Annotated in this window: 12 protein-coding genes and 1 pseudogene; 9 read left to right on the top strand and 4 right to left on the bottom strand. The window is 62.8% G+C overall.

Annotated elements, in window-relative coordinates; translation table 11 throughout:
* Positions 1 to 18: 18 nt before the first annotated feature.
* From B5G40_RS16150 to B5G40_RS16135, 4 genes are all read right to left on the bottom strand, one after another.
* Entirely contained in the window at positions 19 to 198 is a 180-nt protein-coding gene (locus tag B5G40_RS16150; RefSeq protein ID WP_087188327.1) for a hypothetical protein, read from the bottom strand.
* A 61-nt stretch (positions 199 to 259) separates the two neighbouring features.
* A complete protein-coding gene (locus B5G40_RS16145) occupies positions 260 to 670 on the bottom strand; it encodes a DUF3842 family protein (protein WP_087330008.1) in 411 nt (136 codons plus the stop codon).
* Between the two features lie 15 nt (positions 671 to 685).
* Positions 686 to 1,699: an aspartate--ammonia ligase gene (gene asnA, locus B5G40_RS16140; protein ID WP_087400652.1), complete on the bottom strand. Its 1,014-nt coding sequence runs from the start codon at positions 1,697 to 1,699 to the stop codon at positions 686 to 688.
* Positions 1,700 to 1,770: 71 nt separating this feature from the next.
* Positions 1,771 to 3,090, bottom strand: a complete 1,320-nt coding sequence (locus tag B5G40_RS16135; protein WP_087400650.1) for an MATE family efflux transporter — start codon at positions 3,088 to 3,090, stop codon at positions 1,771 to 1,773.
* Positions 3,091 to 3,261: 171 nt separating this feature from the next.
* Between B5G40_RS16135 and B5G40_RS16130 the strand changes: the two genes are divergently transcribed.
* From B5G40_RS16130 to B5G40_RS16795, 9 genes and pseudogenes are all read left to right on the top strand, one after another.
* On the top strand, positions 3,262 to 4,476 hold the full coding sequence (locus B5G40_RS16130; RefSeq protein WP_087400649.1) for an NADP-dependent isocitrate dehydrogenase: 1,215 nt from the start codon (positions 3,262 to 3,264) through the stop codon (positions 4,474 to 4,476).
* 93 nt (positions 4,477 to 4,569) lie between these two features.
* On the top strand, positions 4,570 to 5,973 hold the full coding sequence (locus B5G40_RS16125) for a transglutaminase domain-containing protein (protein ID WP_087400646.1): 1,404 nt from the start codon (positions 4,570 to 4,572) through the stop codon (positions 5,971 to 5,973).
* A gap of 152 nt (positions 5,974 to 6,125) precedes the next feature.
* Entirely contained in the window at positions 6,126 to 6,323 is a 198-nt protein-coding gene (gene thiS, locus B5G40_RS16120; protein ID WP_087188322.1) for a sulfur carrier protein ThiS, read from the top strand.
* 3 nt (positions 6,324 to 6,326) lie between these two features.
* Entirely contained in the window at positions 6,327 to 6,956 is a 630-nt protein-coding gene (gene thiF, locus B5G40_RS16115) for a sulfur carrier protein ThiS adenylyltransferase ThiF (RefSeq protein WP_087400644.1), read from the top strand.
* A gap of 24 nt (positions 6,957 to 6,980) precedes the next feature.
* Positions 6,981 to 7,745, top strand: a complete 765-nt coding sequence (locus tag B5G40_RS16110; protein ID WP_087188320.1) for a thiazole synthase — start codon at positions 6,981 to 6,983, stop codon at positions 7,743 to 7,745.
* A gap of 14 nt (positions 7,746 to 7,759) precedes the next feature.
* Positions 7,760 to 8,947, top strand: coding sequence for a 2-iminoacetate synthase ThiH (gene thiH, locus B5G40_RS16105; protein ID WP_242959008.1), 1,188 nt, complete (start codon positions 7,760 to 7,762; stop codon positions 8,945 to 8,947).
* Positions 8,940 to 9,530: a thiamine phosphate synthase gene (locus B5G40_RS16100; RefSeq protein WP_206407262.1), complete on the top strand. Its 591-nt coding sequence runs from the start codon at positions 8,940 to 8,942 to the stop codon at positions 9,528 to 9,530. The genes thiH and B5G40_RS16100 overlap by 8 nt, the downstream gene beginning before the upstream one ends.
* 165 nt (positions 9,531 to 9,695) lie before the next feature.
* Positions 9,696 to 11,975: a VWA domain-containing protein gene (locus B5G40_RS17505; protein WP_087400639.1), complete on the top strand. Its 2,280-nt coding sequence runs from the start codon at positions 9,696 to 9,698 to the stop codon at positions 11,973 to 11,975.
* Between the two features lie 14 nt (positions 11,976 to 11,989).
* Positions 11,990 to 12,210 (top strand): annotated as a pseudogene (locus tag B5G40_RS16795) (hypothetical protein); the annotation flags it as partial.

Genomic DNA, 12,210 nt, shown 5'->3' with positions numbered 1-12,210 from the left:
TTTCGGCGCCCGCTTCTCTTATGCAGACTGATTTTTCTGTGCCTGACTGCCAAAATAGAAGGCGATCACCACCGAGAAGATGGTGAGAAACTGATCGGCAGCCACCTTGCCGGTGATGGCCAGGTGGAGAAAGGCAATGGTCAAAATCAGGGTGACCAGATTTTGGACCTGCATGATGCAGTGCAGGATCTGCTTCACGGTGAGCACCTCACAAAAAAGGATCGCGGAGCGTGGCTCCGCGATCTATTCTATGCAAGATTCAGCCCTTCAGCAGCAGGTCCAGCTCCTCCAGGGCACTGTCCAGCAGCTTGCTTACCGGCATATCTTCTACGCCAGCCACGATGTTGTCGCACTGATTCATGGGAACCAGGATCTTTTTGGCGGGCGACTGGCCCACCGCCACCGCCATAGCCGGGGAGATCTCTCCCAGCAGGGCGTCGGCAATGACAATGCCCAGAGGTCCCAGAATCACGTCCGCCCGGCGGCAGGCCACCAGCAGGGCGTTCTCCCCGGTGGCGCCCTGAGAAGCGCCGCCCTTCAGCATGGCCGCCGTGGCCAGGCTGTTGGTACCCACGGCAAAGACCTGCAATTTGGGGTGGCGGGCCACGATGCCCCGCACCAGCTGCTGGCCGATCCGGCCGCCCTGGCCGTCCACTACCAGAAGTTCCATGGCCGTCCCTCCGTCTTACAGCAGGATGACGCCGGCGTCCTGGCAGGCCTGGATGGTCTGCTCATCCCAGACGCTGGCCTGGACTTCGCCGATGTGGGCCTTGCCCAGCAGCAGCATACACAGCCGGGACTGGCCGATACCGCCGCCGATGGTCAGGGGCAGCTTGCCCTCCAGCAGCATCTTGTGGAAGGGCAGCTCCCGGCGGCTGTCGCAGCCGGCAATGGTGAGCTGGCGGTCCATGGCGGCGGGGTCCACCCGGATGCCCATGGAGGACACCTCAAAGGCCCGCTCCAGCACCGGGTTCCACACCAAAATATCGCCGTTCAGGTTCCAGTCGTCGTAGTCGGGGGCACGACCGTCGTGGGGCTTACCCGACTTGAGGGCGCCGCCGATGCCCATGAGGAAGGTGGTGGGATGCTCCTTGACCCAGGCGTCCTCCCGCTCCTTGGGGGACAGGTCGGGCCAGCGGTCCTCCAGCTCCTGGGTGGTGACAAAGGACACGTCGGTGTCCAGGGGGGGCAGGGCGGTGAGCTGGGGGAACACGGAGCGCAGGGTGGACTGGGTCTCCGCCATGGCCTTCACGATGGTGGACACGGTGGTCTTCAGATAATCCACCGTCCGGTCCCGGGGGGCGATGACCTTCTCCCAGTCCCACTGGTCCACATACACCGAGTGTAGGTTGTCCAGCTCCTCGTCCCGACGGATGGCGTTCATGTCGGTGTACAGGCCCTCGCCCACCGAGAACTGATAGCGGTACAGGGCCATACGCTTCCACTTGGCCAGGGAGTGGACCACCTGGGCGTCCCGGCCGGCGTCGGGAATGTCGAAGGAGACTGCCCGTTCCACACCGTTCAGGTCGTCGTTGAGGCCGGTGGAGGCCTCCACGAACAGGGGAGCGGATACCCGGCGCAGGTGGAGGGCGCCCCCCAGGGTGTCCTCAAAGAGCCGCTTCAAAAGGCCGATGGCCTTCTGGGTGTCATATAAATTGAGACAGGGGGCGTACCCCTGAGGGATCACGGTTTGCAGCATGGCGCAGCACTCCTTTTGTCTGGAATTACAATGTAACACATTATACAGGAAAAGTAACCGGCATACAACCCCTACCGATGCTCCAGCCACAGCTTTTGCCGGGCCCGGAGCACAAAGAAGAAGATCCGCACGATCCAGTCTCCCACCATGGCGATCCACACGCCGATGACCCCCAGGCCAAAGTGGACCCCCAGGATGTAGCTGCATCCCAGCCGTACGATGATCATGGAACAGATGGAGATGACCATGGGTACCTTCACGTCGCCGGTGGCCCGCAGGGCGTTGGGCATGGTAAAGGCCATGGGCCAGAACAGCATGGCGCAGCCGTTGTGGATGAAGATCAGTACCGTGGCATACCACTGGGTCTCTGGGGTCAGGCTGTACAGCATGAGGATCAGGGGCAGGCCCAGCAGCAGGACGCCGTTGAGAATCCAGGTAAAGAGGTAGGTCATCTTCACCAGCTTGACGGTATAGGCGCGGACCTGATCCCAGGCCTCGGCCCCCACGCACTGGCCCACCACCGTGATAAGGGCCAGGCCCATGGCGGTGCCGGGGATGACGCCGAAGTTGTCAATGTTGTTGGCCACCGCGTTGGCGGCGGTCTGGGCGGTGCCGAAAGTGGAGATCAGGCTCACCAGCAGCACCCGGCCCAGCTGGAAGAAGCAGTTCTCCAGCCCGTTGGGCACGCCGATGCGGAGGATGCGGCCCATCATGTTCGGCTCAAACCGGAACCTGAGCAGACCGGATACCCGTACCGGGTTGTGGCAGCTGTGGAGGAGCACCAGCATAATGCCGGCGGCCACGATGCGGGAGAACAGGGAGGACAGGGCCACGCCGTCCACCCCCCGGTGAAAGACAAACACAAAGATGGCGTTGCCCACAATATTCTGTCCGTTCATCCAGGCCGAGACGTACATGGAGGCCTTGGAGTTGCCCATGGACCGCAGCAGGGCGGCGCAGCCGTTGTACAGGGCGATGAAGGGGTAGGACAGAGCGGAGATGATAAAGTAGGTTACCGCACCCTCCATGACGGCGGGCTCCACCTGGCCGAAGAGCAGCCCCAGCAGGGGGCGGCACAGGGTCAGGGACAGGACCATGATGATGAGGGCGGCGGCGGTGACGATGTACATCAGCTGATTGGCGGCCCGGTTGGCCCGGTCTAGGTTTTCCGCCCCGATGGACTGGGCGCACACCACCGCGCCGCCGGTGGCCAGGGCGGAAAAGACGTTAATGATGAGCACGTTGATCAGGTCCACCAGGGCCACGCTGGACATGGCGGCTTCTCCGGCGGAGGACACCATCACGATGTCGGCCATGCCCACCATGACGGCCAGGAGCTGCTCGATGATCAGGGGAATGATGAGTTTTTTCAGGGCTTGCTTGTGAAACACGGGGGTTCCCTCTCTCTGGTTGGGTTACATACCAAAAAAGTATACTACCGGCGGCAACAGGGCCGCAATGGGCAAAACCCACAGGATTGAGGGGGATGTGCCGCTTGCCTTTTCGCCGGATTGGAGGTATAATTTTCTGCGAAATTGGATCAAAAGCATAAGGAGGAGACCATGGAAAAGATTCAAATGACCACCCCCCTGGTGGAGATGGACGGCGACGAAATGACCCGGGTGCTGTGGCAGCAGATCAAGGACGAGCTGCTCCTGCCCTTTATCGACCTGAAAACCGAGTATTACGACCTGGGCCTGCCCTACCGGGAGCAGACCGGCGACCAGGTGACCGTGGACTCCGCCGAGGCCACCAAGAAGTACGGCGTGGCGGTGAAGTGCGCCACCATCACCCCCAACGCCCAGCGGGTGGAGGAGTACAAGCTCTCCCAGATGTGGAAGTCCCCCAACGGCACCATCCGTGCCATTCTGGACGGCACTGTGTTCCGTGCCCCCATCATGGTCAAGGGCATCTCCCCGGTGGTCAAGACCTGGAAACGCCCCATTACCATCGCCCGTCACGCCTACGGCGATGTGTATAAGTCCACCGAGTACCGGGTGCCCGGCCCCGGCAAGGCCGAGCTGGTGTTTACCGGCGAGGACGGCCAGGAGCAGTTCCGCCAGACCATCTACGACTTCGAGTGCGGCGGCGTGCTCCAGGGCCAGTACAACAAGGACAGCTCTATCTCCTCCTTTGCCCGCTCCTGCTTCCAGTACGCCATCGACACCAAGCAGGACCTGTGGTTTGCCACCAAGGACACCATCTCCAAGAAGTATGACCACACCTTCAAGGACATCTTCCAGGAGATCTTCGACGCCGAGTACAAGGCCAAGTTCGACGAGCTGGGCATCGAGTATTTCTACACCCTCATCGACGACGCCGTGGCCCGTGTGGTTCGGTCCCAGGGCGGCTTTATCTGGGCCTGCAAGAACTACGACGGCGACGTGATGAGCGACATGGTGTCCACCGCCTTCGGTTCCCTGGCCATGATGACCTCTGTGCTGGTGAGTCCCGACGGCAAGTACGAGTACGAGGCCGCCCACGGCACCGTCACCCGCCACTATTACAAGTACCTGAAGGGGGAGGAGACCTCCACCAACCCGGTGGCCACCCTCTTCGCCTGGACCGGCGCCCTCCGCAAGCGGGGCGAGCTGGACGGCATCCAGGCTCTGGTGGACTTTGCCGACAAGCTGGAGAAGGCCACCATCGACACCATCGAGGGCGGTGTCATGACCCGGGACCTGGTGGGCCTGTGGGAGGGTGAGACCCCCGCTCAGGGCGTCAACTCCCTGGACTTCCTGAAGGCCATCCGGGCCAAGCTGGAGGCCAGCCTGTAACAGCCAAAAAGCAACTCTGACCAACAGGGGCAGCGGAGCGGCGGTCTGCCGTACCGCTGCCCTTCTTTGATCCGGGAAGAAAGGAGGAACTCCATGAAAAAGCAGCTTCTGGTGGGAGCTCTGTCCCTGGCCCTTCTGGCCGGGCTGGTACCGGCGGCGGGGGCGGATTCCACCCAACAGGCCCAACAGGCGGCGGAGCACCTGTACTGCCTGGGCCTGCTGGACGGTGCGGGTACCGGCAGCGACGGGACGCCCAACTTTAATCTGGGGGGCACTATGACCCGGGGGGAGGCCATCACCATGGTGGTGCGGCTCACCGGCGGGAAGGAGGCCGCCCTCACTGGCGGCAGTACCCACCCCTTCACCGATGTGGACGGCTGGGGGGAGCCCTATGTGGCCTACGCCTATACAAACGGTATCACCACCGGGGTGAGCGATACGGCCTTCGGCTTCCACAGTACCATCACCCAGGAGGAATACCTGACCTTGCTGCTGCGGGCCATGCACTATGAGAATGTGGACTGGTGTGATCCCTATGCTGTCACCGATGACCTGGGCCTGCGGGAAGGGGAGGACTATGTCCGGGACCAGACCTTCCAGCGCAGTGACATGGTCCTGCTGTCCGACCGGATGCTGGAGGTAACGCTGGCGGGGGAGGAGGTCACCCTCTATGAAAAGCTGGATCTCCAGGGCGCGCTGGAGCGGCGGGAACTGCCTGCTCCCAAGCTGCAGCCCGGGCCTACCGTAACGGTGGAGAGCACCTTTGCAGTCAGCAGCGTGGAGGATATGATCTGCCGGATGGCGGTCCAGGTGGATGCCCGCAACACCGCCCTCACCATCTACACCCCAGTGGGGCAGGAGGGGGCGTACAGCCAGGCCCTGCTTACCGAGGATACCATCGACCGCTTCCCGGACGTGGATTCCATGGCCACCCGGTATTATCCCGATCAGGGCTACTTCACTGTGGAGATCCGCTACCGGGACTCCGCCCGGGTGATGGCCTATGTGGAGGGAAAGACGGATCGCCTGTCGGCCCAGGACATGGCCCTCTATGAGGAGGCGGTGCGGGTCCACGACAGTCTGGTGGACAGCACCATGAGCCAGTATGAACGGGTGAAGGCCTTCCACGACTACCTGTGCGACACCGTCACCTATCGAAAGACCGGGCCGGAGAGTCACACTGCCTACGGCGCACTGGTGAACCACGCCGCCGTGTGCCAGGGGTATACCCAGGCCATGGACCTGCTGTGTTTCCTCAGCGGCATCGACTGCGAGCATATCTTCGGTCAGGCCACCGCCAACGGCGTGACGGAGTATCACGCCTGGGTGCGGGTAAACATCGACGGGAACTGGTACAATGTGGACCCCACCTGGGACGATCAGGTGACCTATATCTCTTACGACTATTTCCTGGTGTCCGACGGGCATATGGACGGCCATATCTGGACCGCCTACCCCAACTGGCCCGTCTGCCCCAGCGACTATCCCCGGCCCTGAGGGCACGGTGGAAAACTGTGCCTTGACAAGTGAAAAGACCAGTGCTATGGTATAGCACAGAGTGAAGCTGAAAGAAGGCGTCACGAAGGGGTACACCACCGCGGGTGTAGTTCTTTCGTGACGCCTTTTTTGCGTTTGGAAGGAGGCAAATTATGCTGCAAGTCAACGGTCAGCCCATGGACCGGACAGGTCTGCATACCGTGCAGGACCTGCTGGATAAGCAGGGCTGGAAGGCCGCCCAGGTGGCGGTGGAGCACAACGGCGCCATTCTCCGCCGGGAGGACTTTTCCACAACCGCCCTGTCCGATGGGGACAAGCTGGAGGTAGTGCGGTTCGTGGGGGGAGGCTGACCCATGGACCGGGAAACGCTGGAACAGGCCCTCATCGCCCGCCACGGGGCGGAGAATCAGAAAAAATTTGCCGCCGCCTCGGTGGGCATCGCGGGCCTTGGGGGCCTGGGCTCCCACATTGCCGTCCACCTGGCCCGGCTGGGGGTGGGGCGGCTGGTGCTGGCCGACTTCGACCGGGTGGACGTGACCAACCTCCACCGGCAGCACTATTTCATTCCCCATCTGGGGTGGTACAAGACCGAGGCCCTGGCGGAGCAGCTCAGGGGGATCAACCCCTGGCTGGACTATGAGATCCACACCTGTAAAGTGACGGCGGACAACGCCTGCACCCTGTTTCAGGGGTGTCAGGTGGTGTGCGAGGCCTTCGACCAGGCCGACCAGAAGGCCATGCTGGTCCAGGCGGTGCTCACCGGCCTGCCGGACACCCTGCTGGTGGCGGGCTCCGGCATGGCGGGAAGCGGCTCGGCCAATGCCATCCATACCCGCAAGGCCATGGGCCGCCTCTGGCTCTGCGGCGACGGGGAGAGCGATATCTCCCAGGGCCAGGGACTGATGGCCCCACGGGTGGCGGTATGCGCGGCACACCAGGCCACCATGGTCATGCGGCTGCTGCTGGGACAAATGGAACCATAAACACAAAGAAAGGAACGAACCACCATGGCAGATCAACTGATTTTGGGCGGACACGCCTTTACCTCCCGGTTCATTCTGGGCTCGGGCAAATATTCTCTGGACCTGATCCGGGCGGCGGTGGAGCACGCCGGGGCCCAGATCATCACACTGGCCCTCCGCCGGGCCAACTCGGACACCGACAGCATTCTGGATCATATCCCGGAGGGGGTCACCCTGCTGCCCAACACCTCCGGCGCCCGCAACGCCGACGAGGCAGTGCGTATCGCCCGGCTGGCCCGGGCCTGCGGCTGCGGCGACTTTGTGAAGATCGAGATCATGCGGGACAGCAAGTACCTGCTGCCCGACAACTATGAGACCATCAAGGCCACTGAGATCCTGGCCAAGGAGGGCTTTGTGGTCATGCCCTATATGTATCCCGATCTGAACGTGGCCCGGGATCTGGTGGATGCGGGGGCGGCCTGCGTCATGCCTCTGGGTGCCCCCATCGGCTCCAACAAGGGACTGGCTACCAAAGAATTCATCCGCATTCTCATCGACGAGATCGATCTGCCCGTCATTGTGGACGCCGGCATTGGCCGGCCCTCCCAGGCCTGCGAGGCCATGGAGATGGGTGCCGCTGCCGTGATGGCCAACACCGCCATTGCCACCGCCGGGGATATCGCCGCCATGGCCGGGGCCTTCAAGTCCGCCATCGAGGCGGGCCGGGCCGCCTATCTGGCCGGACTGGGCCGGGTGCTGGACCACGGGGCGGCAGCTTCCTCCCCCCTTACCGGATTTCTGGCGGACTGAGAGGAGGAAGAGACATGGATCAGCCTATGGAAGGCATTACCGTGGTGGAGGTCAAGGACAAGATTGACCACATGACCTATCTGCCCGGCATGGAACAGATCGACCCCACCGTCCGACTCCAGGTGACGGCGGCCCGGGACGGCTATGACGAGACCATTTACACCGCCAAGGACGTGCGGGCCGCCCTGGACGCCGATGTGCGTACCCCGGAGCACTTTGCCGCCCTGCTTTCCCCGGCGGCCGAGCCCTTCCTGGAGGAGATGGCCCAAAAGGCCCGGATGGAAAAGCGGCGGTACTTCGGCGACAACGTGTACCTCTTTACTCCCATCTACATCTCCAACTACTGCGAGAACTACTGCATCTACTGCGGCTTCAACTGCCACAACAAGATCCGCCGGGCCAAGCTGGACATGGCGGGCATCGAGGCGGAAATGGCCGCCATTGCCAAGACCGGACTGGAGGAGATCTTGATCCTCACCGGTGAGAGCCGGAAGATGAGCGACGTGCAGTACATCGGTGAGGCCTGCAAGATCGCCCGGAAGTATTTTAAAATGGTGGGCATCGAGGTCTACCCCATGAACTCCGACGAGTACGCCTACCTCCACCAGTGCGGGGTGGACTATGTGACGGTGTTCCAGGAGACCTACCATGCCGATCGGTATGAGCAGCTCCATCTGGCGGGCCACAAGCGGATCTTCCCCTACCGCATGGAGGCCCAGGAGCGGGCCCTCATGGGCGGGATGCGGGGGGTGGCCTTCGCCGCCCTGCTGGGACTGGACGACTTCCGGAGGGACGCCTTCGCCACCGGGATGCACGCCTGGCTCCTCCAGCGCAAGTATCCCCACGCCGAGATCTCCTTCTCCTGCCCCCGGCTGCGGCCCATCGTCAACAACGACAAGATCAACCCCAAGGACGTTCACGAGCGGCAGCTGCTCCAGGTCATGTGTGCCTACCGCCTGTTCATGCCCTTTGCCGGCATGACCATCTCCACCCGGGAGCGAGCGGGCTTCCGGGACCGGGTCATCGACATTGCCGCCACCAAGATTTCCGCCGGGGTATCCACCGGCATCGGCGGCCACTCCGGCGAGGAGGAGGGGGACGACCAGTTTGAGATCGCCGACAACCGGGACGTGGAGCAGGTGGCCCAGGCCATCCGGGATCAGGGCCTCCAGCCGGTGATGAACGACTATGTCTATGTTTGAACTGATATGCGTTACCCACCGGGGACTGTGTGCCGACGACCTGCCCCAGCGGGTAGCCGCCCTGTGCCGGGGCAGCGTGAGCAAAGTCATCCTGCGGGAGAAGGATTTGCCCCAGGAGAAATATGAGGCCCTGGCCCGGCAGGTGCTGGCTGCCGGGGGAGACAAGGTGGTGCTCCACCATTTTCCCCGGGTGTGTCAAAGGTTGGGCGTGCCACGACTCCACCTGTCCCTGGGACAGCTGGAGGCCGATCCTGACCTGCGGGAGCAGGTGAAGCTGCTGGGTGTGTCCATCCATGCCCCTGAGGAGGCCGTCCGGGCCCAGAAGCTGGGTGCGGACTATGTGACGGCGGGCCACGTCTTTGCCACCGACTGCAAAAAGGGTCTGCCCGGCCGGGGGCTTCCCTGGCTGGAGGGGGTGGTGAAGGCGGTGTCCATTCCGGTATATGCCATCGGCGGCATCGGACCGGACAATCTGGCTGCCGTGGCCCGAACCGGGGCGGCGGGAGCCTGCCTCATGAGCGCTTTTATGGCCTGTCCAGACCCGCAGACCTATGTGGAAGGACTGCGGCAAATAACAGATTGAACGCAAAAGGCGCGGGACTACCCGCGCCTTTTTTATTGCCTCCATATTCGGAAGATGTTTCTAGCCCAGGAATACCTTGACAGAGTTGGCGGGGGTGAGTAAACTGGAAATGACATCCGTCGAATTCCTCCGAAATGGGGGCGCGGAAGAGAGAGGAAGATGGGTATGTTTTGTTATCGATGCGGCGCCCAGCTGACCGGAACAGAAAAATTCTGCGGGCACTGCGGTGCACCGCTGGAAGAGGCCTTGAAGTCTGTGGGCCAGGACCAGACCTCGCCGCCTCAGGATCAGACTCCTCCGGCAGCGGAGCAGCCGGTTCATGAGCCGGAGCCCGCTCCTGTGGAGGAACAGCCTGTCCAGCAGCCTACGGCGCAAGAGCCGGGTCCTGCTCCGGCGCAGGAGCCCCCCATACAGGAGCCGGGAACCCCGCCCGGATGGGGTGTGCCTCCTACCCAACCGCCCCAGCCGGGGCCTGTTTATGCGCCCGGACCCGGCGGACCTGGGAATGGTCAGCCCTCCGCCCCCAAGGGCGGCAAAAAGAAGTGGTTGCTGCCCGTCGTCATTGTGGCGGCCCTGGCGGTGGGCATAGGCGGCTTTTTGCTGTACCGGAATATCAGCACCAATCAGGCCTATCAGCAGGCGGTGGAGCAGGGACGGGACGCCCTGAACCGGGGCAGCTACGCCCAGGCGGTGGACTACTATGAGCAGGCCCGGAATCTGCGGGGCCTGGAGAACGCCGACCGGCTGGCCCTGGCGGAGGCCTATCTGGCCCAGGACAACCGGACAGCGGCGGCCCGGCTGCTGGAAGAGAAGGCCCTCCAGGAGGGGGACGAGCAGTATGCCCTCTACCAGAAGCTGTATGCCATGTGCATTCTATCCCCTGAAGTGGACGATGTGGACACCGACAACTTCCCGGTGGTCACCCTGAAGCTGGACTGTGACCAGCCCTTCCCTCTGGAACTGTCCGAGGTGGGTATCCGGGAGGATGGCCAGGACTGTGAGGTGCAGGAGGTGACCCAGGAGGATGGCCAGGTGGAGATCACCTACCTGACCTTTGACGCCGAGTACAGCGAGGAGCACCGCCAGCCTGTACTCACCTTCTCGGTGGACGGCATCTCCATGGAGCGGGAAGGAGACTACTATACCCCCTACTTCGTGCCCGCCCGGCTGCGTCTGGTGTCCACCGACGTCAGCGAATATCCTGTGGTCCGGGCCTATTTCCAGGTGGTGGACGACTACAGCGGCGAGACGGTGGAGGGCCTGGATTCCAACGCCTTCCGCATCATGGAGCGGGTAGAAGGCGGCGAGTATCTGGCTCGTGAGGTCAAGTCGGTGCTCCCCCTGGAGGGCAACGACGGTCTGAAGATCGATCTGGTGGCCGACAAGAGCGACAGCATCACCGAGTACGACATGGAGAAGATCAAGACCGTTATGACCGAGTTTGTGCAGGAACTGGACTTCGCCCTGGGCGACCGGGCGGAGGTACTGGCCTTTGACTCCATCGTGCAGCAGATGTGTTACTACACCGACGACGTGAGCCTGCTGGTCAACGGCATCAACAATATGTCCACCGACGGCCTCACCGCCTTCTATGATGCGGTGTACGACGGCGTGACCAACGCCACCCTCCAGGGCGGCGCCCGCTGCGTCATCGCCTTTACCGACGGCATGGACAACCGCAGCCGCCACACCCCTGAGGAGCTCATCCGCTACGCCAACACCCAGCAGACCCCGGTGTACATCATCGGCGTAGGCAACTCGGTGGAGACCAGCACCCTGCGCCATATTGCCGAGAGTACCGGCGGCCGCTACTGGTACATTGACGATCTCTACGACCTGGAGGCCATCTTCCAGCAGATCTATGACGAGCAGATGGACTACTATATCGTGGAGTATGAGAGCGACAGCGCCGCCGACAGCTACGCTACCCGTGACCTGCAGGTCAAAGTGTCCGGACAGGGCTACCGGGGAGAGAGCGAACTGACCGTTACCCCGGTACGCAGCATCCGGGACGACGGCGGCGTGGGCGGCGGACACCGCTACGAGCTGTTCAAAGAGAGCCTGACCTGGGAGGAGGCCTCCCGCCGCTGCCAGGAGATGGGCGGCCATCTGGCCACCATTACCTCTCAAGAGGAGATGGACCAGATCACTGCCATGGCGGAGGCCCAGGACGTGAAGTATATCTGGCTGGGCGGTTACACCTCCTATGACGACGCCGGCAACGTGTTTGGCCACTGGGTTACCGGTGAGGCATTCAACTTCCAGGCCTGGTCTGCCAACGAGCCTTCCCGTCAGGATCAGGACGGCACCGAGGAGTGGTACATCATGCTGTGGAACATCAAGGCGGTGGGCGGCTGGTGCTGGAACGACCAGCGCAATGATCCGGTCTCCGCTGTGCCCACCATGGCCGACGGCATGGGCTTTGTGTGCGAATTTGAAGAATAGGAGTATCGGCTGCCATGAAAGGAAAACGATGTGCCAAATCCTCAGGAGGGCGGATTGCTCTGGTGATTGTGCTCCTGGTTGTTGTGGCGGCGGCCGGAGGGATCGCCTGGTGGCTGCTGGGTTCCGGCGGTCCGGCTCCGGCGGCTGAGAGTGCCGACCCGGTGACTTCCGCTCAGCCCACCCCGTCCCCCACACCGGCGCCCACTCCAACGCCCACGCCGGAACCCAGCAGCCA

The sequence above is a fragment of the Flavonifractor sp. An9 genome (genome assembly GCF_002161245.1).
Taxonomy (GTDB): Bacteria; Bacillota; Clostridia; order Oscillospirales; family Oscillospiraceae; genus Flavonifractor; species Flavonifractor avicola.
This window is presented reverse-complemented; position numbering and strand designations above follow the sequence as displayed.